Origin of the sequence: Brevundimonas sp. (assembly GCF_965279155.1) — a bacterium.
Taxonomy (GTDB): domain Bacteria; phylum Pseudomonadota; class Alphaproteobacteria; order Caulobacterales; family Caulobacteraceae; genus Brevundimonas.
Genome location: NZ_OZ257138.1, coordinates 2,114,150 through 2,133,665 on the forward strand (window position 1 = coordinate 2,114,150; position 19,516 = coordinate 2,133,665).

A 19,516-nucleotide genomic window follows, 5' to 3' on the forward strand; every position below is an offset into this window, starting at 1 on the left:
CGCGGCGCGCCACCTCCCCATCGCTTCGCGCCAGGGAGGAGACAATGACCGACACCATTTTCGCCCTGGCCACGCCGCCCGGCCGCGGGGCCATCGCCGTCATCCGTTTGTCGGGGCCGGCCGTCGAACCGACCCTGACCGCCCTCGGCACCGGCCGCCTCAAGCCGCGCCTGGCGTCGGTCCGAAACCTGACCCATGCCGGACAACACATCGACCAGGCCCTGGTCCTGCGCTTTGTGGCTCCGAACTCCTACACCGGCGAGGACGCCGCCGAACTGCATCTGCACGGCGGTCGCGCCGTGGTCGAGGCCGCCAGCCGCGCCTTGATCGCGCTCGGCGTTCGTCCGGCCGAACCCGGCGAGTTCACCCGCCGCGCCTTCCAGAACGGCCGCATGGACCTGGCCCAGGCTGAGGCGGTCGCCGACCTGATCGACGCCGAGACCAGCGCCCAGGCCAGGCAGGCCCTGGGGCAGCTGGATGGAAAGCTCAGCGATACCTACGCCGGTTTCCGCCGCGACCTTCTTCACGCCCTCGCTCTGGTCGAGGCGGAGATCGACTTCCCCGACGAAGAGGTGCCGGACAATCTGGCGCGCACCGCAGGGCCGGTGCTGGATGGTCTCGCCGACGATCTGCGCCGTGCCGTCGATACCGGGCGACGGGGCGAGCGGGTGCGGGACGGCTATCGCATCGTCCTGATCGGTGAGACGAACGCCGGCAAGTCGTCGCTGTTCAACGCCTTGGTCGCACGAGAGGCGGCCATCGTGACGCCGATCGCCGGCACCACCCGCGACGTGCTGGACGCCGACCTGGTGATCGGCGGTTATGCCGTGACCCTGTCGGACACGGCGGGATTGAGAGAAAGCGACGATCCTGTCGAGGCCGAGGGCGTTCGTCGCGCTCGCCTTCGGGCAGAACAGGCGGATTTGCGTCTGTGGGTTCGCGCGCCCGGTGATCCCGATGGGGTGGCGGCCGACTATGCTCGACCGGGCGACCTGGTGGTCGCCAACAAGTCTGATCTTGGCGACGTGAATGCGACAAGCGGTTTGGAAGTTTTGTCGGTCAGCACTAAAAACGGGCAGGGTTTGCCAGCGCTTCATGACTGGATCGCCGCCCGACTGTCCACCGATCTGGCAGGTGCAGATTTTCCCGCAATAACGCGTGAGCGTCACCGGCTGAGACTGACCGAGTCGCTGTCGGCGGTGACGGCTGCGCGAGGCGCTTTGGATATTGCACCAGAAATGGCGGGTGACGATCTGCGCCGGGCGGCCGATGCTTTGTCGCGTGTCACCGGCGCTATTGGAGTCGAGGACATACTCGGTCAGGTTTTCTCGACATTTTGCATCGGAAAGTAATACCGGTGTTCCACGTGAAACATCGGCGGTCTGTCCAGGGCTGAAGGTGGCGAAGTCGAACTAATTGGACTATGTGCCCCGCATGAGTTCTCCCACCGGTCTTCTTTTCGACGTCGTCATCATCGGCGGCGGCCACGCCGGCTGTGAGGCCGCTGCGGCCTCTGCGCGTGCGGGCGCGCGCACGGTTCTTCTGACCCAGAAGCTGGAAACCATCGGCGAGATGTCGTGCAACCCGGCCATCGGCGGTCTGGGCAAGGGGCACCTGGTGCGCGAGATCGACGCCATGGACGGGATCATGGGGCGGCTGGCGGACGTGTCGGGCATTCAGTTCCGTCTATTGAACAGGTCCAAGGGCGCCGCTGTGCGCGGTCCTCGCAGCCAGATCGACCGGCGTCTGTATCGTGAAGCCATGCAGGCCGAACTGAAGGCGACGCCAAACCTGACCCTGATGGCGGGCACGGCCGAGAGCCTGATCCTGGACCGGGACCGTGTGGTCGGGGTGATGACGGGGGCCGGCGAGACGGTGCGGGCCGGGGCGGTTGTCCTGACGACGGGCACCTTCCTGAACGGCGTCATCCATCGTGGGGACGAGCGCATTCCTGCCGGTCGCCACGGCGAGGACCCGTCCACCGGCCTGGCTGCCGACCTGCATGCCGCCGATCTGATGATGGGACGGCTGAAGACCGGCACGCCCGCGCGGCTGGATGGGCGCACCATCGCCTGGGATCGGTTGGAGATGCAGCAGGCGGACGAGACCCCGTCGGCGTTTTCCTTCCTGACCGACACGATCACGGTGCCCCAGATCGCTTGCGGGGTGACCCACACGACGCAAGAGACCCACAGGATCATCGCCGAAAACCTCGGCGAGAGCGCCGTCTATGGCGGCAAGCTGTCGGGCAGGGGGCCGCGCTATTGCCCGTCGATCGAGGACAAGGTGGTGCGGTTCGCCGACAAGACCAGCCACCAGATCTTCCTCGAACCCGAGGGCCTGGACGATCCGACCGTCTATCCGAACGGGATCTCGACATCGGTCTCCGAACCGACCCAGCTGGCCTTCCTGCGCACCATCCCTGGTCTCGAAGCCGTGGAGGTGTTCCGCTACGGCTATGCCATCGAATACGACTATGTCGATCCGCGCGAGCTGAGCCCCGCTCTGGAGGTCAAGAAGCGGCCAGGTCTCTATCTGGCCGGCCAGATCAACGGCACGACTGGATATGAGGAGGCGGCGGCCCAAGGGCTGATGGCGGGGCTGAACGCGGCCCGTGCTGCGGCGGGACAGGAGGCGGTCGTGCTTGGACGCGACCAGGCCTATATCGGCGTGATGATCGACGATCTGGTGACGCGAGGGGTGACCGAGCCCTATCGCATGTTCACCAGTCGGGCGGAGTATCGTCTGACCCTGCGTTCCGATAATGCCGATCAGCGCCTGACCCCGCTGGCGATTGAACTGGGGATCGTGGGCGACAGGCGTCGGACGCGGTTCGAAGCCAAGGCGGCGGAGCTGGCCAAGGCGAGCGCCGTTTCACGTGAAACGCTGTTTACGCCCAATGAAGCGGCCGTGCTGCAGATCGCCGTTAATGCGGACGGACGTCGTCGGTCAATGCGGGAACTGCTTGCCTTCCCTGATGTGACGCTGGATCATTTCGTTGCTGCCTATCCGGTCATAGCGGAATGGAGCACCGAAGTTCGCGAACAGGTCGAGATTGACGCAGGATATGCCAACTACCTCGACCGACAGGCGCTCGACGCCGAGGCCTTGCGGACGGAGGAGGGGATGATCCTGCCCGCCGATCTCGACTATGCCGCCATCGGTGGTCTGTCCAACGAGGTGAAGGAGAAGCTGGCGCGGGTCCAGCCTCGCACCCTGGGTCAGGCCGGGCGGATCGAGGGTATGACGCCCGGCGCCCTGACGGCCCTGCTGGCCCACGCGAAGAAGTCGCCCAAAGCCTCGGTCGCCGCCTGATGCTCGAAACGGAGAAGGCCGCCTTTCAGGCCAAGGCCGGGGCGACGCCCCAGCAGATGGCGGACCTTGAGGCTTTTCGTGTTCGTCTCGGCGACGCCAACTCGGTGATGAACCTGGTCGGTCCCGACAGCCTGCCAGACTTCTGGAACCGACACGTCTGGGACAGTGCGCAGCTGTTGACGCATGCGCCCGAGGCGCGGACCTGGGCCGACCTAGGGGCAGGGGCCGGGTTTCCGGGCGTGGTGCTGGCGATCCTGATGAAGGGACGAGAAGGGGCGCATGTCTGGCTGATCGACAGTCTGGGCAAGCGATGCCGGTTCCTGCAGGAGGTCGCGGATGCGCTGGATCTGCCGGCGACCGTCATTATCGGCCGGGCTGAGGAACAGCAGGTGACATGCGACGTCGTCACCGCGCGTGCAGTCGCGCCGATGGAGAAACTGCTGGGTTATGCACAGCCCTACTTCCAAAGGGGTGCACAAGGCCTGTTCCTCAAGGGGGAGAGGGCCGAATCCGAGTTGATCGAGGCGCGGAAATCCTGGCATTTCGAAGCTGAACTGGCCCCGTCGCAAAGCGACGCTCGCGGCCGTATCGTGACAATCCGGAGTCTCCGACGTGCCAGCACAAAGCGCTAGAAAGAGACCTGCCCGCGTCCTGGCGGTGTCGAACCAGAAGGGTGGGGTGGGCAAGACCACGACGGCCATCAACCTGGGAACCGCCCTGGCCGCCATTGGCGAGCGCGTGCTGATCGTGGACATGGATCCGCAGGGCAATGCCTCCACCGGCCTGGGTGTTCCACGTGAAACACGCCGGGTCACCATATACGACGTAGTCGTGGATCAACGGTCGGTCGACGATGCGGCGGTCCAGACGACGGTCCCCGGTCTTTGGATCGTGCCAGCCGACGCCGACATGTCGGGGGTGGAAATCGAACTGAGCCAGGCCGATCGTCGATCCTATCGACTGCGCGACGCGCTGCGGGCGCATGACGACGGCCCTACCGCGTATGACTATGTACTGATCGACTGCCCGCCGTCTCTGAACCTGCTGACGCTGAACGCGATGGCGGCGGCGGATGCGGTGCTAGTGCCGCTTCAGTGCGAGTTCTTCGCCCTGGAGGGGCTGAGCCAGTTGATGCGGACCATCGACATGGTCAAGCACAGCCTCAATCCGTCGCTGGAAATCCAGGGCCTGGTCCTGACGATGTATGATCGTCGCAGCGCCCTGTCGGGGCAGGTGGCCAATGACGTTCGCGCCCACTTCGGCGACAAGGTCTATGAGAGCGTAATTCCGCGTAACGTCCGCGTCGCAGAGGCGCCGTCGTTCGGCAAGCCGGCCCTGATCTATGATCTGAAATGCGCCGGCAGCCAGGCCTATCTGCGTCTGGCCAAGGAAGTGGTGAAGCGCGAACGTCAGCGCCTGAAGCTGGCCGCCTGAGTTTTATTGGAAACGGAACAGTATCTTGGCTGAACGACAAAGAGGTCTGGGCCGCGGCCTGTCGGCATTGATGGGGCAGGACGCCGAGGCGCCCGTGGCATCTGACGCGCCCGTGCCGGCCGGCGTGCAACGCGTGCCGATCGAGAGCCTGAAGCCCAACCCCGATCAGCCGCGCAAGACCTTCCGCCAGGAGGATCTGGAGGAACTGACCGCCTCGATCCGAGACAAGGGCGTGTTGCAGCCGATCCTGGTGCGGACCCATCCGGGGGAAGACGGCGTCTGGCAGATCATCGCCGGCGAACGCCGCTGGCGCGCGTCTCAGGCGGCGCGCCTGACCGAGGTGCCGATCGTCATCCACGAGATGGACGACGTAGAGGTGTTCGAGGTCGCCATCGTCGAGAACGTGCAGCGCGCCGACCTGAACCCGCTGGAGGAGGCGGAGGCTTACCGCGTCCTGATGGAGCGGTTCGGCCGGACCCAGGATGCGGTGGCGGGCGTCGTCGGCAAGAGCCGCAGTCACGTGGCCAACACCATGCGCCTGCTGCAACTGCCCGAGCGGGTGCTGTTCTATGTGCGTGAAGGCAAGCTGTCGGCCGGCCATGCGCGGGCTCTGATCAACACGCCGGATCCGGGCCAACTGGCGGACATCGCCTTCGTCGACGGCCTGAGCGTGCGCGAGACCGAGGCCTTGGCCCGCCGTGCGGTCGAGGGCCCAAAGCCGGTCAAAGTCAGGTCCGCATCCGCGTCCTCGGGCGGAGAGGGGGCGGCCGATGTCGTTGCGCTTCAACAGGATCTGGCCGACGCCTTGGGCCTGAAGGTTCAACTGGCGGACAAGGGCGGCAAGGGTGATCTGACCATCCGTTATGGCTCGCTGGAGCAGCTGGACGATCTGTGCCGCCGTTTGATGCGAGGTTGACCGGCCGGATGTGCTAGGATGGACGCATGACCGAAGACAACACACCTACCGCCGCCGAAAAGCTGAAACAGGCGCTCGCCGCCAAGAAGGCCAAGGCGGGCCACGGCTTCAACGCCCAAGCCGGCGCCAAGGCCGAAGAGAAGAGCGTTTCCGCGCGCAACGTCGCCATGGCGCAGCCCGCGTTCCGCAAGGCTTCGAAGCGGGGGTGATGACTTCTCCTCCCCACTCGTGGGGAGGGCGACCGCGCGTAGCGTGGTGGAGGGGCTCTTGAAGCCCCACAGGCGACAGTGATGCGGTGCTAGCCCCTCCGTCACGGCGCTAAAGAAGCGCCGCGCCACCTCCCCATGAAATGGGGAGGAGACAACGGGTTCAGAGCCCCAGCCGGCGTGCCCGCCCGGCGATTTCCAGAAGCAGGCGTTCGGCGATCAGTTGATCTGGCATTCCGGTCGTCTTGGTGGCCACGTCGGCCGTGTTGATGCTGTCCAGCACCTCGTCTAGCGCTTCGAGCCGCCAGGATCGCGCCTGACGCAGCATTTCAGCCTCCTGTTTCCAGAAGACGCCGGCGGCCTTTGCGGCCTCCTTGGCGTTTGCACCGTTAGCCTGCAGGATATTGATCCGGCGTAGTTTTCCCAGATGCATGGCGGCCGAACGTACAGCCAGAACCGAGGACTCCCCCTCGGCGAAGGCGCGCCTCAGACCCGCTTGCGCCGGGCCGGGTCGGGCGCCGAAGGCTTGAAGCGCGGCGTCGGACAGGGAGGCGTCGGGCTCGACGCCCAGATGATGCTCCAGCGCGTCCATATCCAGCGTCTTGCCCGAGCCGGGACCGATGAACAGGGCCAGGCGCTCGATCTCTTGGCGCATCAAACCCCGCTCGCGCGGCAGTCGGGCGACGAAACGGTCCAGGGCGTCGGACGTCAGGCCGACCTTGTCGGCGGCCAGGGCCTCGCGGACCATGCGGGCGACATCGCCGGTCTCGTCCTCGTAACAGACGATGCCGACCGCGCCGTTTTCCTTTTCGGCGGTCTTTCGCAGGGCGGACTCGCGACCCAGCTGATCGGCCTCGACCACCATCATGGCGTCAGGATTGTATCCGCCCTCGGCGTGAATCTTGAGCGCGGCGGCGACGGCCTTGTCGACGCCCGGCTTCAGCATGGATAGACGGATCCGCACCAGACGACGGCCGCCCATCAGGGACATGGCCGTCAGGGCCTCTTCCAGCTTCGTCTCATCACCGTCGATGTCGCTGTCGGTCAGGACGGTGACGTTGAAGGGGTCGTTCAGGTCGGGGGTGACGGTCCGGCACAACACCTCGGCCCGTTCGGCGACGCCGGACCGGTCCTTGCCGTGGATCACCGCCGCCCGGATCGCCGGATCGGGCGCCTTCAGAAAGCGATCGATCTCGGGGCGTTTGGCCAAGATCACGGGTTCGACAACGCCTGCATGAGGTCGAGACGGATCAGCCGGGCCAGTTCGGAGGCGGCGCGCTCCTCGCCGTCCTGCTGCGCGGCGATGGCGGCATAGGGCTGGTCGGCGGCGGCGTAGGTGGTGGTGACCGTCTCGGTCCCACTGACGGGCGTTCCGCCGGCGGCGGGGGTCAGGGTCCAGGTCGCCTTGACCGTCAGTTCATAGCGGGTCGCGGTGTCGTCGATCCGGCGACCCAGCGAGCGGCGGTTCTGCTCGACCTGGGTTGTCAGGCGATAAAGCGGCGTGGCGGACCGATCCCAGGCCAAGGCGTCCTCCAGCTGTTCGCGCAGGCGATAGCCCAGCCGATCGTCCTGGGTCGTGACGGCGATGCGGCGCAGGGATGATCCCACGGCCGGTTCGGCGTACATGGGGGTGAAGCCGCAGGCGGACACCGCCAGGGCGGACAGGACCGCAAAGGTCGCCGCGATACGCATCAGCCGGCCACCAGATTGACGATGCGGTCCTTGACCACGACGATCTTCTTCACACTCAGACCCTCCAACCGCGCCTGCACTGTCTCGTCGGCCAGGACGATGGCCTCGACCTCGGCGGGCTCCATGCCGCGCGGCACGCGGATTTCCGCGCGACGCTTGCCGTTGATCTGGATGGGCAGGACCACCTCGTCGTCGGCCGCGAGCGCAGCGTCCCACACGGGCCACGGCGCGTCCAGAACCATCCCTTCTTCGCCCAGCCGGGTCCAGGATTCTTCGGCCAGGTGCGGGGTGAAGGGGGCGATCAGGCGGGCCAGAGCGGACAGGGCCTGCCGCTTGGCGTCGCCGCCGGCCTGGGCGTTGTCGCGGATGGTGGCGACGAAGGCGTAGAGCTTGGCGATGGCCGAGTTGAAGCGGAAGCCCTCGACGCCCTCGGACACGGCCTTGATGGCCTTGTGCGTCTCACGCAGTAGGTCGGCGTTGGCCTTGTCCTCGCCGGCGAAGGTGGGATCGTACGCATCAAACAGGGTCCAGGCGCGCTGGACGAAGCGGCTGGCGCCCTCGACGCCGCCGGGGGTCCATTGCACGTCGCGTTCGGGCGGGCTGTCGGACAGGACGAACAGACGGCCGGCGTCCACGCCATGCGATTCCAGGATTTCGGCCGGGGCGACGACGTTCTTCTTGGACTTGGACATCTTCTCGATGTCGCCGATGATCAGGGTTTCACCGGTCGACAGCTGGCGGGCGGAACGGACGCCATTGTCATTGCTCAGATCCACGTCGGTCGGCTCGACCCACTGGCCGTTCTCACGACGATAGGTCTCGTGGACCACCATGCCCTGGGTGAACAGGCCGGCGAACGGCTCCTTCACCGACAGCATGCCGGCGTCGGACAGGGCCCGGGTGATGAAGCGGGCGTAGAGCAGGTGCAGGACTGCGTGTTCGACGCCGCCGATATACTGATCCACCGCCAGCCAGCGGTCGGCGGCGGCCTTGTCGATCGGCGCCTCGGCCGTCGGGTCGGTGAAGCGGGCGAAATACCAGCTGGAGTCGACGAAGGTGTCGAGCGTGTCGGTCTCGCGCGTGGCGTCCGCGCCGCACGACGGGCATTTGACGTGCTTCCAGGTCGCGTGGCGATCCAGCGGGTTGCCGGGCACGTCGAAGGTCACGTCGTCGGGCAGGACCACCGGCAGCTGGTCGGCGGGAACCTCAACCGGCCCGCAGGACGGGCAGTGGATGATCGGGATGGGGCATCCCCAGTAGCGCTGACGCGAAACGCCCCAGTCGCGCAGCCGATAGATGGTCTCAGCCCGGCCCTGGCCGGCGGCCTCGACCTTGGCGATGGCGGCGGCCTTGGCGGCCTCGACGTCCAGCCCGTCCAGGAAGTCGGAGTTGAAAATCCGGCCGGGGCCGACGTAGGCTTCTGTCCCAATCTCGATGGTCTCGACGTCGTCCGGCTTGACCACCGGCGTAACCGGCAGGTCGTATTTGCGGGCGAAGTCGAGGTCGCGCTGGTCGTGGGCGGGGCAGCCGAAAATGGCGCCTGAGCCATAGGTGGACAGTACGAAGTTGGCGGCCCAGACGGGCAGGGTCTTGTCCGGATCGAAGGGGTGACGGACGCGGACGCCCAGATCGACGCCGAGCTTCTCGGCCTTTTCGATGTCGGCTTCGCTGGTGCCGGTCTGGGCGCAGGCCTTGATGAAGTCCGCTACGTCCGGCCGGTGTTCGGCGATGGCCTTGGTCAGGGGGTGGTCGGGCGCCAAGGCCAGGAAGCTGGCGCCGAAAAGGGTGTCGGGGCGGGTGGTATAGACCTCGATGGGGTCGCGGGCGTGGTTCGGCTCGCCCTCTGGCGAGGCCGGCAGGAAATCGGGAGCCTCGGCGATGGGCCACCACAGGGTCGCGCCCTTGGACTTGCCAATCCAGTTCTCCTGCATCAGCCGGACCTTCTCTGGCCAACGGTCCAGGGTCTTCAGACCGTCGATGAGGTCGTCGGCATAATCGGTGATGCGCAGGAACCACTGGTTCAGCTTGCGCTTCTCGACCACCGCGCCCGAACGCCAGCCGCGCCCGTCGATGACCTGTTCGTTGGCCAGGACGGTGTTGTCGACTGGGTCCCAGTTGACGACCCCGTCCTTGCGATAGACCAGACCGCGCCGATACAGCTCCAGAAACCAGGCCTGCTGCTTGCCGTAGTATTCGGGATCACAGGTGGCGAACTCGCGCGACCAGTCCAGCGACAGGCCCAGCAGCTTGAGCTGCTCGCGCATCTGGGCGATGTTGTCGTAGGTCCAGCCCTTCGGGTGGATGCCGCGCTCCATGGCCGCGTTCTCGGCCGGCATGCCGAAGGCGTCCCAGCCCATGGGGTGCAGAACGTCGAAGCCTTGCGCGCGCTTGGACCGCGCCACGACGTCGCCCATCACATAGTTGCGGGCGTGGCCCATGTGGATGTTGCCCGACGGATAGGGGAACATCTCCAGCACATAGTATTTCGGACGGCCGGTATCCTTCGTCACGAAGGCGGAGGCCTCGGCCCAGCGGGCCTGTTGGCGAGGTTCGGCGGTCTTGGGTTCGTAACGGGCCACGGTCGTCCTGAAAGTCAGAAGGGCGCTGACGCCCTCCCGGCTCAACTAGCCCGAAGGACGACAGCGCCCAAGAAGTAATGCGTTTCGGCGTTCCCAGAAGGTTCGACGAAACGAGATCAGTCGGCGCTCAAGTAGCCCGAAGGGCGATAGCAGCGCCTACAAAGAAGGTAATGCTGGCGATCAGCCAGCATTAGACAGGTTCAACTGGCGCGCCTTGGTCAGGATGGCGTTTTCCAGATCGGCCTCGGTCTGGGCGGCGACCGGGGCGGCGGTCCATTGCCCATCGGCGCCCTTCACTTCCTTGGTCACCGTGACGTTCAGCGCGTCGGCGCGCAGACGGGTGTCCAGGATGAAGACGGTCGCCTTGAAGCGCTCGTTCGGCGTCTGGGGATTGATGTACCAGTCGTAGTTGATGACGCCGCCCCACGGATCGGCGGTCAGCAGCGGCATGAAGCTGAGGGTGTCGAGCGAGGCGCGCCACAGGAAGGCGTTGACGCCGATGCCCTGTTGCACGTTCGTCTTGGGCGCAGACTTCTTGCCGCCGACGAAGGGAATGCTTGAGCAGGCCGACAGCGACGCGCCAAGGGCCACGCCCGAGACCAGGACGACCGCGACGTTCCGAACCAGGGCCTTGTTGAGGCTCATCAAGAGAAGTCTCCGTAAACTCAGGGACGTGAGAGCCCTCGCCCGCACGCGCGCACGACATGGATGATGCCGACTGCAGGGCTCTATAACACGGCGAAAAGGGGCGATGACAAGGCGAAGTCGGCTTCGGCGGCATCGAGCGTCGCGGTGGTTTGCGAACCGTGGGCGCCAGCCGGTGGGATTCCGGCCGAATCCCGTGACGCTTGAGACACATGCGCGGACAACAATGCGCGGGAACCTTGTTATCGAGCGGTCATTCCGTTGACCGCAAGGACACCCGGTGTCTAATCGCCTCGCTCACGACCATATAAGGTCGGTTCAGGGTTGAAACGCCGCGTCATGGCGGGGTTCGAAGGATTTGGTATGCGGTTCGGTGGTTTCCTGGCTGTGATGATGGCGACGACGGCGATGGCCGCGTCGACGTCGGCGCTTGCCCAGAGCACGTCCACAGTTTCGCTGTCGGACGCTCAGGCCGCCCAGCGCAACGCCCCCGCTCCCCAACGTCGTGGTCTGCGTCTGAACGACAACGGCCGCTGGGGTCTGGACTTCAACCTGAACCAGCCCGTCGGTCGCGAGACCGACTGGGGCGATGTCGAAGCCGGCGCCTATTACCGTCTGAACGACCGCCTGCGCGTCGCCGCCGCCGCCGCCGTGGGCGCACCCGAGGCCGATCCGGCCCGTGCGCCCGAAACCAATGGCCGCGCCCAGCCGCGCGTGCGTCTGGAAACGATCTTCAAGTTCTGATTTCGACCTGATCCGTCAGCGGAACGCCGACTGGATCGCGTCGATCGCCGCCAGACCGCAGGCCCCTGTGCCTGTAAGGCTTGCTGCGTTGGCGGCCTTGATCCCGCCCAAGGCATAGACGGGCAGGGGAACGCTCTGCGACTTTTCCTCAAACGCCGCGATACCCAACGGCGGCTTGTCGGCCGAGGCGCCGCCGGCGGGGAAGATCGGCGAAAGAACCAGCGCGTCGAGCGCTTTGATCGATGTGGGCCCGCCATGCCAGGCTGCGGTAATCAGCCAGTGAGGGTGCGCCGCCCGGATCGCGGGCGCGCTATGGGCCTCGCGCTCAGGCAAGTGGACGCCGTCGGCGGCCAGGGTCTGAGCCAGATCCGCGTCTAGCCCGACCAGCAGCTTCACGCCGCGATCCGTCGTCGCCTCACGCAGACGACGGCCGGCTTCGACGGCGTCGGCCGCGCCGAACGCCCGATAGATCACCGCCGATCCGGGCGGCAGGCGAGCAGCCGTCTCCCACGGGCGAGGCGTGCGTTCGGGGTCGGTGAAGAACAGCAAAGGGGGCAGACCCGCGACCTGCGGGCTGACAGCGGCGGCGGCGCGGTTTAAAGCGGTGGCCGCATCCCAGAGCGCGCGCGCATCGTCGCTGTAACCGGCCGGCAGGGTCATGACCTCTTCTTCCTCCGCTTTAGCTCCGTCGTCCATCGCCGAAAGGGTCGCCGCCGTCCGCGTGCGCATCGCCGCCGCCTGCCACGCGGCCGGTCGCGATCCGGGCGACGTGACCCTGACCGCCGTATCAAAGACCCAGCCACCGGAGGCCATCGACGCGATCCTGGGGACAGGCCAGTGGATCTTCGGCGAGAACAGGGTGCAGGAGGCGCAGGGCCGATGGACGGAACGCCGCGCAACGTTGCCGGACCTGGAACTTCGGCTGATCGGACCCTTGCAGACGAACAAGGCCGAGGACGCCGTCGAGCTGTTCGATGTGATCGAGACGCTGGATCGCGAGAAGCTGGCCCGCGCCCTGGCCCAGGCGGCCAATAAAGGCGGCCGATCGCCGCGCGTGCTGGTTCAGGTCAATACCGGCATGGAGCCTCAGAAGGCCGGCGTCTTGCCCGATGCGGCAGACGCCCTGATCGCGGCGGCGCGCGGGACCTATGGGCTGACGGTCGACGGTTTGATGTGCATTCCCCCGGCGGATCAGGACGCAGAGCCGCATTTCGCGATGTTGCGCGCTCTGGCCGAACGGAACGGTCTGTCGGTCCTGTCGATGGGTATGAGCGGCGACTATGAGACCGCGATCCGGTGCGGCGCGACCCATGTACGGGTCGGAACCGCGTTGTTCGGGGAACGAAATCGACCTTAAAGCCCCTCTAGGCCGTAACCCGATGTGAATTCGCACCCCCAAGCCTTGGCGCGGGGGCCAAGCCTCGCCATTGTCTGCATATGCCCACGCCCAAGACCATTCTGATCATCGACGACGACGACGACCTGCGCGAAGCGTTGGCCGAGCAGTTGAACCTGCACGAGGAGTTCAAGACCCAGCAGGCCGCGACTGCGACCGATGGGGTGCGGATGGGCCGCGAGATCCGCGCCGACCTGATCCTGCTGGACGTCGATCTGCCGGACATGGACGGTCGCGAGGCCTGTCGCCTGCTGCGCAAGGACGGGGTTTCGACCCCGGTCATCATGCTGACGGCCCAGTCGGCGGACGCCGACGCCATCCTGGGTCTGGACGCCGGAGCCAACGACTATGTCACCAAACCCTTCCGGTTCGCGGTGCTTCTGGCCCGCATCCGCGCCCATCTGCGAAGCCACGAACAGTCCGAGGACGCGGTCTTCTCGATCGGGCCTTACGAGTTCCGTCCTGCGGCCAAGGTTCTGATGGACGCCAAGGGCAAGAAGGTGCGGTTGACCGAGAAGGAAACCAACATCCTGAAATACCTCTATCGCGCCGGGGCCAAGCCGGTGTCGCGAGAGGAGCTGCTGACCGAGGTCTGGGGCTATAACGCCGGGGTCACGACCCACACGCTCGAAACCCACATCTATCGCCTGCGCCAGAAGATCGAGCCGGAGCCCGGCCACGCCCGCCTGCTGCTGACCGACGCGGGCGGATACCGGCTGCAGCCGTAAGGCTCAGTCGGTCGTCTTCGGGCGGATCGTGAACATTGGCAGGAAGACGTGCACCAGGGGGCCGATGGTCAGGGCGTAAAGCACCGTGCCCAGCCCGACCGAGCCGCCCAGCAGCCAGCCGACGGCGATGACGGCCAGCTCGATACTGGTCCGCACCCATTTGACCGGCCAGCCGGTGCGAGCGACGATGCCGGTCATCAGGCCGTCGCGCGGGCCGGGGCCGAGGCCGGCGCCGATATAGGCCCCGCTGGCGACGCCGTTCAGGACGATGCCGCCGATCAGCAGGCTTGCTCGCAGCGGTAGGCCCAGGTCGGACGGGATCCAGTCCAGGCCGAAGTTGGCGACCGTGCCGATCACCAGAACATTCGCGACCGTGCCTATTCCCGGCTTCTGGCGCAGGGGAATCCACAGCAGCAGCACGGCCATACCGATCAGATTAACGACGAGGCCGAAGCTGATACCCGCCGGCCCGGCGAACCGTTCGAACACGCCCTGGTTCAGCACGTCCCAAGGATCCAGCCCCAGATCGGCGCGCACGATCAGGGCGATGGACAGGCCATAGAGGACGAGGCCGGCGAAGAGCTGGATCAGGCGACGGGTCATAAACAGACTAAATGAGCCAATCTGGCTATGAAAAACAGAGCCAGTTATGGCATTCTGGCCCCATGTCGCTCCGTTCCATAGGCCTTGTCTCCCTGATCCGCCATCTCGGCGCCTGGCGCGCGCAGGGAGGCGGGGCGGCCTATCGCCAGCTGGCGGGGGCGGTAAGGCTTCTGATTCTTGATGGTCGATTGCCGTTGGCGGCGCGATTGCCTGGCGAGCGCGAACTGGCGCAGGCGCTGGGTTTGAGCCGCACGACCGTGTCGGCCGCCTATGGCCGACTGCGGGATGACGGCTTTCTGACGGGCGGGCAGGGGGCGGCGGCGCGTACCAGCCTGCCGGCCGGGCCGGGACCAGGCCGCGAGGCCGCCGCAGAGGTGTCCGCAAAGTCGGGCCTGATCGACCTGACCGCCGCCGTCCTGCCGGCCGATCCCAATGTCCATGCCGCCTATGTGCGTGCTCTGGAGCGATTGCCGGCGAACCTGCCCGGACACGGTTATGAGACGGCGGGACTGGAGGAGCTACGCGAAGCGGTGGCGGCGGGATACCGGCGGCGCGGCCTGGCGACCTCGCCGGGCCAGATCCTGATCACCCACGGCGCCCACAACGGCCTGGTCCATCTGCTGCGGCTGACGACGCGGCCCGGCGCCCCGGTGGTGTTCGATCATCCCACCTATCCGCAGGCCATCGACGCCATTCTGGCGGCGGGCGGTCGCGCTGTGCCGGTGGCCTTGCCCGACGGCGAGGGCGAGGAGGGCTGGGATGTCGAGGGGCTGGTTGCGGCCTGTCGCAGCAGCAATGCGGCGATGGCCTATCTGGTGCTGGACCACAACAATCCGACGGGACGGATGATGCGGGCGGCGGATCGGACGCGTTTGCTGGCGGGATTGAAGGGGTCCGAAACCCTGCTGGTGCTGGATGAAACCCTTGTCGAGCTGACCTTGAGCGGACCACCGGCGCTTAGCGCCTCCGCCGTCGACGCGCCGCGCGTGGTTCGGCTGGGCTCCATGTCCAAAAGCGTCTGGGGCGGCCTGCGAATCGGCTGGATCCGCGCCGACCGGGCGGTGATCCAGCGCCTGGCCCAGAGCCGCGCCAGTTTCGATCTGGGCGTGCCGATCCTTGAACAGTTGGCGGCGGTCGAGCTGTTGAGCGACGGCGGAACGGCGCTGGCCGTGCGACGGCCGCTGCTGCGGGCGCGACGGGATCATCTGCGGGCGCGGTTGGCCGAACGGTTGCCCGAGTGGGCCTGCCCGCGACCGGCCGGCGGCCTGTCGCTATGGGCGCGGTTGCCGGGGCCGATCAGTTCCGCCCTGACGATCCGGGCCGAGGCCGAAGGCCTGCGTCTCGCCGCCGGTCCGCGATTCGGCGTCGAGGGGGCCTTCGAACGCCGCCTGCGCCTACCCTACACCCTGCCGGAAGATCAGCTGGACGAGGCGGTGACCCGCCTGGCCCGCGCGGCGAAGAAGGTCGGCCGGGGGAGCAAGCCCGTAACGGCGACCAAGCCGGTCGCCGTTTATTGAAGATCAGACGTCCAGATCGACCGTCACGGGCGCGTGGTCGCTCGGACGTTCCCATTCGCGGACGTCGTCGTGAATGCGGGCCGTATCCTTCACCACGGCGGGCGTCAGGCCGGGCGAGGTCCAGATGTGGTCCAGTCGAAGGCCACGATTGGACTTGCGGAAGTCGGCGGCGCGATAGCTCCACCAGCTGGCCAGCTTCTGCGGCTCGGGGAAACGGTCGCGCAGCACGTCGGCGAAACCGCCTGTCTCCTGAAGCCGGTTCAGCGTTTCGACCTCCAGCGGCGTGTGGCTGACGATCTTGGACATGTAGCGGTGGTTCCACACGTCGCCCTCGCCCGGCGCGATGTTGAAATCGCCGGCCATGACCAGGGGCCGTGACTTGTCCTGCTTGGCCACGATGGCGGTCAGCTGTTCGTAGAAGTCCATCTTGTGATCGAACTTGGGGTTCAGCGCGCGATCGGGCACGTCACCGCCGGCCGGGATGTAGAAGTTCTGGACATCGATCCCAGACACGCGGGCGGACACGCAGCGGGCGTGGCCCAGCTTGCAGACCTGGAAGGTGTCGCTGTCCTCAAGCGGCAGGCGGCTGGCGATGGCCACGCCGTGCCAGCCCTTCTGGCCCGCCACGCGCATATGGGGCATGCCCATCTCCTCGAAGGCGCCGCGCGGAAACTGGTCCGTGGTGCATTTGATCTCCTGCAGCATCAGGACATCGGGCGCGCGCTCGGCGACGAAGCGCGCGACCTGGTCGATGCGCAGGCGGACGGAGTTGATGTTCCAGGTAGCGAGGCGAAGGGTCATGCCTTTCGTCTAGCAGGAGCGCAGCGTAAAAAAAGCCCGGCCACGACGGGCCGGGCTATGGGAGGTTCGTCTCTCTCGCCGCCGGGGAGGGGATATTGTCCGTGGCGGTAGAACGGCCGCCGCCGTTCATGTGCTCAAAGTGTCACTCGCGAACATAAAAGTCAAACCGTCACAATCGACGCTTGCACGTGCTCATTATGAAACAGTCAGGGGTCGGATCAGTCCGGCGTGTTGCGTGACAGAGGGGCCGTCGCCCATTCTCCACGCCATTCGTATGTCAGGGTGACGCAATGGCGATAGGCGCCGTCCGACCACCGTCCGACCGCCTGCATGGTCAGCGGACGCGGCGCCCGCACCCGGCTCATGATCAGCCAGACTTCGTCGGAGCCGAGGCACAGGGCGCGAGCCAGCCCACGGCCGTCGCCGTCCTGATCCACGCCATAGATGTCGTTTTCCTTGGCCCCCGGCGGCAGGGCGCGTCTCGCAGCATCGGGCCCCCCGCGCGTGAATCCGGCCGTGCCGCGCGCCGAGGTGGAATAAAGCCTTTCGACCTGGACCGCGCCGAACAGGCCGCGCCGGACCTCCAGCGTCACGCCCTTGGTCAGGGCCTGGGTGATGCGGTCCGACGCATTGTAGGACAGGAACCGGGTGTCGGCCTGAGCCGGCGCAGCGGCTGAAGCCACGGCGGCGAGAGCGAGGGCGGAGGCGATGAAACGGCGCATGCGTCCCTCTTCGTCAGGCTTTGCGGCGAGAACTAGGCTTCGCCCCGATCAGTGCTCGCCAAGACAGCGCAGGGCGACTTCAAGATTGCGCAGGCCGTCTTCGCCCGTGACCGCCGGCGTCTCGCCGGTTGTGATGGCGCGGGCGAAGGCTTCCAGCTCCTTGCGAAGAGGCTCGGCCGGCCAGCTGTTCAGCATCCGGGTGGAATAGGAGCCGTCGGGCTGCTGGCCAAAATATTCGGTGACCTGGCGGGTGATCAGGTCGGCGACGATGAATTTAGTCTTGGTGGCGACCTGAAGCGTGCGGGTCTTGTAGGGGGTGACCCAGTTGGTGGTGATGTGGGCGATCACACCATTGTCCAGGCGGAACTGGAGCAGGGCCGTGTCCTCGCGGTCGGCCCGGGTGCGGGCCAGTTGCGGCTGGACCTCGACGATTTCCGAACCCGTCAGGTGGCGGATGATGTCGATGTCATGGACGGCCAGGTCGATGACGACGCCGACCTCGCCCATGCGCGGCGGGAAGGGGCCGACGCGGGTGATCTGGATCGAGATGATCTCGTCGTCGGCGACGGCGCGCTTGACCGTCTCGACCGCCGGATTGAACCGTTCGACCTGACCGACCATCAGGACGCGGTCGTTGGCCTTGGCGGCGTCGATCATGCGCTGGGCGTCGGCGACGCTGGCGGCGATCGGCTTTTCGACCAGGACGTGGACGCCCTTTTCCAGCAGGGCCACGCCGATCTCGGCATGGAAGCGGTTGGGCGTGGCCACAATGGCGGCGTCCAGACCGGAGTCGACAAAGGCCTGGGCCGTGGTGACCGCGTTCGCCTCATAGGCGGCGGCGACGCCCTCGGCCGTCACCGCGTCGGGATCGAAGACGGTGGTCAGGTCGAACTCGCGCATCTCGGAGGCGACGCGCGCATGGTTGCGGCCCATGACGCCGACGCCGGCGACGCCGATCTTGAGGGCGGGAGTGTTCGGCATCAGATTCAACCCTTGTAGCTGGCGACGGCGGCGATGACCTTGTCCTGGGTCGCCTCGTCCAGATCGGCGTGCATCGGCAGGCTGATGACCCGGTCCTTAAGCCGTTCGGTTACGGGAAGCCCGCCCTCGCCGCGCGGGAAACGCTGATAGGCCGGCTGCAGGTGCATGGGCACCGGATAATAGACGGCGGTGGGCACACCTTGGTCCTTGAGGTGGGCCGCCAGACCGTCCCGATCCTCATGCTCGACCGTATATTGGGCCCAGATCGAAACGCCGCCGTCGATCACATGGGGCACGGCCGCGACGTGGGGATCCAGCTTCTCGTTGTAGCGCGCGGCGATCCGGTTGCGCCATTCGATCTCCTGTCCGAAGACGTTCAGCTTCTCGATCAGGATGGCGGCCTGGATGGTGTCCAGGCGGCTGTTCATGCCGATGCGCATGGCCAGGTATTTGGGATCGTGGGCGAACGCGGCGGCGCCCGCCTGAAGGTCCTTGGCGACGACCTTTCCGTGGACGCGCAGCGAATCCATCTCCTGCGCCAGGTCAGCGTCGTCGGTCAGCACCGCCCCGCCGTCGCCGTAGCAACCCAGCGGCTTGGCCGGAAAGAAGCTGGTCGTGGTCACGTCGGCCCATTTCAGCGGGTGGTCGCCGTTTAGGGTGCAGCCGAAGCCCTGGGCCGAATCCGAGATCAGCTTCAATCCGTGGCGGTCGCAGATGGCGCGGATGGCGGGATAGTCCGCCGGTTGGCCGAACAGATCGACGGCGATGACCACCTTGGGCGTCAGGCGACCCTCGGCCTTGACCGCCTCGATGGCGGCTTCCAGGTGTGCCGGGTCCATATTGTAGGTGCGCGGATCGACATCCACGAACACCGGCGAGGCGCCCAGCCAAGGCACGACCTCGGCCGTCGCGGTGAAGGTGAAGCTGGGGCAGAAGACCGCGTCGTTCGTTCTTATACCCCACGCGATCAGAGGCAGGATCAGGGCATCGGTGCCGTTGCCGCAGCCCAGGGCGTGTTTGGCCTGACCGAAGACGGCGAGGTCGGATTCGAACTGTCGGACCTGTGGTCCCATGACCCAGGCGCCGCCGACGACGGCTTCCTGGACGGCGGCCTCGATCTTGCCGGCGAGACGCAGGCGCTGGGCCTGAAGGTCGATGAAGGGGATCATGAGGGACGCTCTCCACGGGGGATCGGGCGGCGGCCCGACAGGGACGGGCCGCGAATGTCGGGCCGTCC

20 protein-coding genes are annotated in these 19,516 nt (G+C 66.6%); 10 read left to right on the top strand and 10 right to left on the bottom strand.

Annotated elements, in window-relative coordinates; genetic code table 11:
* The first annotated feature begins 44 nt into the window (after window positions 1-44).
* The 6 genes from mnmE (at window position 45) to ACQY72_RS10180 (ending at window position 5,874) form a co-directional block, all read left to right on the top strand.
* Entirely contained in the window at window positions 45-1,352 is a 1,308-nt protein-coding gene (gene mnmE, locus ACQY72_RS10155) for a tRNA uridine-5-carboxymethylaminomethyl(34) synthesis GTPase MnmE (RefSeq protein WP_428153377.1), read from the top strand.
* An 82-nt stretch (window positions 1,353-1,434) separates the two neighbouring features.
* Window positions 1,435-3,315, top strand: coding sequence for a tRNA uridine-5-carboxymethylaminomethyl(34) synthesis enzyme MnmG (mnmG, locus tag ACQY72_RS10160; RefSeq protein WP_428153378.1), 1,881 nt, complete (start codon window positions 1,435-1,437; stop codon window positions 3,313-3,315).
* Window positions 3,315-3,947, top strand: coding sequence for a 16S rRNA (guanine(527)-N(7))-methyltransferase RsmG (gene rsmG / locus ACQY72_RS10165; protein ID WP_428153379.1), 633 nt, complete (start codon window positions 3,315-3,317; stop codon window positions 3,945-3,947). Before mnmG ends, rsmG begins: the two co-directional genes overlap by 1 nt.
* Window positions 3,928-4,749 (top strand): ParA family protein, encoded by an 822-nt coding sequence (locus ACQY72_RS10170; protein WP_135194325.1) that lies wholly within the window; start codon window positions 3,928-3,930, stop codon window positions 4,747-4,749. Before rsmG ends, ACQY72_RS10170 begins: the two co-directional genes overlap by 20 nt.
* Before the next feature lie 25 nt (window positions 4,750-4,774).
* Complete coding sequence (locus ACQY72_RS10175; RefSeq protein ID WP_428153380.1) at window positions 4,775-5,665, top strand: ParB/RepB/Spo0J family partition protein; 891 nt, start codon at window positions 4,775-4,777, stop codon at window positions 5,663-5,665.
* A gap of 26 nt (window positions 5,666-5,691) precedes the next feature.
* On the top strand, window positions 5,692-5,874 hold the full coding sequence (locus ACQY72_RS10180) for a hypothetical protein (RefSeq protein ID WP_135194327.1): 183 nt from the start codon (window positions 5,692-5,694) through the stop codon (window positions 5,872-5,874).
* A gap of 160 nt (window positions 5,875-6,034) precedes the next feature.
* Here the strand turns inward: ACQY72_RS10180 and holA are convergent, their stop codons facing one another.
* The 4 genes from holA to ACQY72_RS10200 all read right to left on the bottom strand — a co-directional run bounded on the left by holA (window position 6,035) and on the right by ACQY72_RS10200 (window position 10,787).
* A complete protein-coding gene (holA, locus tag ACQY72_RS10185) occupies window positions 6,035-7,087 on the bottom strand; it encodes a DNA polymerase III subunit delta (protein ID WP_428153382.1) in 1,053 nt (350 codons plus the stop codon).
* Window positions 7,084-7,563 (bottom strand): LPS assembly lipoprotein LptE, encoded by a 480-nt coding sequence (gene lptE / locus ACQY72_RS10190; RefSeq protein WP_428153383.1) that lies wholly within the window; start codon window positions 7,561-7,563, stop codon window positions 7,084-7,086. Before lptE ends, holA begins: the two co-directional genes overlap by 4 nt.
* Window positions 7,563-10,142, bottom strand: a complete 2,580-nt coding sequence (gene leuS, locus ACQY72_RS10195) for a leucine--tRNA ligase (RefSeq protein ID WP_428153384.1) — start codon at window positions 10,140-10,142, stop codon at window positions 7,563-7,565. The genes lptE and leuS overlap by 1 nt, the downstream gene beginning before the upstream one ends.
* A 180-nt stretch (window positions 10,143-10,322) precedes the next feature.
* Window positions 10,323-10,787 (bottom strand): DUF3576 domain-containing protein, encoded by a 465-nt coding sequence (locus tag ACQY72_RS10200; RefSeq protein ID WP_017505409.1) that lies wholly within the window; start codon window positions 10,785-10,787, stop codon window positions 10,323-10,325.
* Window positions 10,788-11,126: 339 nt separating this feature from the next.
* On the opposite strand from ACQY72_RS10200, the gene ACQY72_RS10205 reads away from it, so the two are divergent.
* The gene (locus ACQY72_RS10205; protein ID WP_428153385.1) at window positions 11,127-11,531 is read left to right on the top strand and encodes an NtrZ family periplasmic regulatory protein; all 405 of its coding nucleotides are present in this window, start codon (window positions 11,127-11,129) and stop codon (window positions 11,529-11,531) included.
* 15 nt (window positions 11,532-11,546) lie between these two features.
* Here the strand turns inward: ACQY72_RS10205 and ACQY72_RS10210 are convergent, their stop codons facing one another.
* On the bottom strand, window positions 11,547-12,191 hold the full coding sequence (locus ACQY72_RS10210; protein WP_428153386.1) for a thiamine phosphate synthase: 645 nt from the start codon (window positions 12,189-12,191) through the stop codon (window positions 11,547-11,549).
* Between ACQY72_RS10210 and ACQY72_RS10215 the strand changes: the two genes are divergently transcribed.
* Together ACQY72_RS10215 and ACQY72_RS10220 are read left to right on the top strand one after the other, a co-directional pair.
* Window positions 12,190-12,888: a YggS family pyridoxal phosphate-dependent enzyme gene (locus ACQY72_RS10215; RefSeq protein ID WP_428153387.1), complete on the top strand. Its 699-nt coding sequence runs from the start codon at window positions 12,190-12,192 to the stop codon at window positions 12,886-12,888. The two genes, ACQY72_RS10210 and ACQY72_RS10215, sit on opposite strands and share 2 nt — an antisense overlap.
* A gap of 80 nt (window positions 12,889-12,968) precedes the next feature.
* Window positions 12,969-13,655: a response regulator transcription factor gene (locus ACQY72_RS10220; protein WP_135194334.1), complete on the top strand. Its 687-nt coding sequence runs from the start codon at window positions 12,969-12,971 to the stop codon at window positions 13,653-13,655.
* 3 nt (window positions 13,656-13,658) lie between these two features.
* Here ACQY72_RS10220 and ACQY72_RS10225 read toward each other — a convergent pair whose 3' ends face one another.
* Window positions 13,659-14,258 (bottom strand): YczE/YyaS/YitT family protein, encoded by a 600-nt coding sequence (locus tag ACQY72_RS10225; protein ID WP_428153389.1) that lies wholly within the window; start codon window positions 14,256-14,258, stop codon window positions 13,659-13,661.
* A 62-nt stretch (window positions 14,259-14,320) separates the two neighbouring features.
* Between ACQY72_RS10225 and ACQY72_RS10230 the strand changes: the two genes are divergently transcribed.
* Window positions 14,321-15,775, top strand: a complete 1,455-nt coding sequence (locus tag ACQY72_RS10230; protein WP_428153390.1) for a PLP-dependent aminotransferase family protein — start codon at window positions 14,321-14,323, stop codon at window positions 15,773-15,775.
* A 3-nt stretch (window positions 15,776-15,778) separates the two neighbouring features.
* Here ACQY72_RS10230 and xth read toward each other — a convergent pair whose 3' ends face one another.
* The 4 genes from xth to ACQY72_RS10250 form a co-directional block, all read right to left on the bottom strand.
* Window positions 15,779-16,576: an exodeoxyribonuclease III gene (gene xth, locus ACQY72_RS10235; RefSeq protein WP_428153391.1), complete on the bottom strand. Its 798-nt coding sequence runs from the start codon at window positions 16,574-16,576 to the stop codon at window positions 15,779-15,781.
* Window positions 16,577-16,794: 218 nt separating this feature from the next.
* Window positions 16,795-17,298: a hypothetical protein gene (locus tag ACQY72_RS10240; RefSeq protein WP_428153393.1), complete on the bottom strand. Its 504-nt coding sequence runs from the start codon at window positions 17,296-17,298 to the stop codon at window positions 16,795-16,797.
* 48 nt (window positions 17,299-17,346) lie between these two features.
* The gene (locus tag ACQY72_RS10245) at window positions 17,347-18,279 is read right to left on the bottom strand and encodes a Gfo/Idh/MocA family protein (RefSeq protein ID WP_428153394.1); all 933 of its coding nucleotides are present in this window, start codon (window positions 18,277-18,279) and stop codon (window positions 17,347-17,349) included.
* 5 nt (window positions 18,280-18,284) lie between these two features.
* Window positions 18,285-19,448: a DegT/DnrJ/EryC1/StrS family aminotransferase gene (locus ACQY72_RS10250; RefSeq protein WP_428153395.1), complete on the bottom strand. Its 1,164-nt coding sequence runs from the start codon at window positions 19,446-19,448 to the stop codon at window positions 18,285-18,287.
* Between the last annotated feature and the right edge of the window lie 68 nt (window positions 19,449-19,516).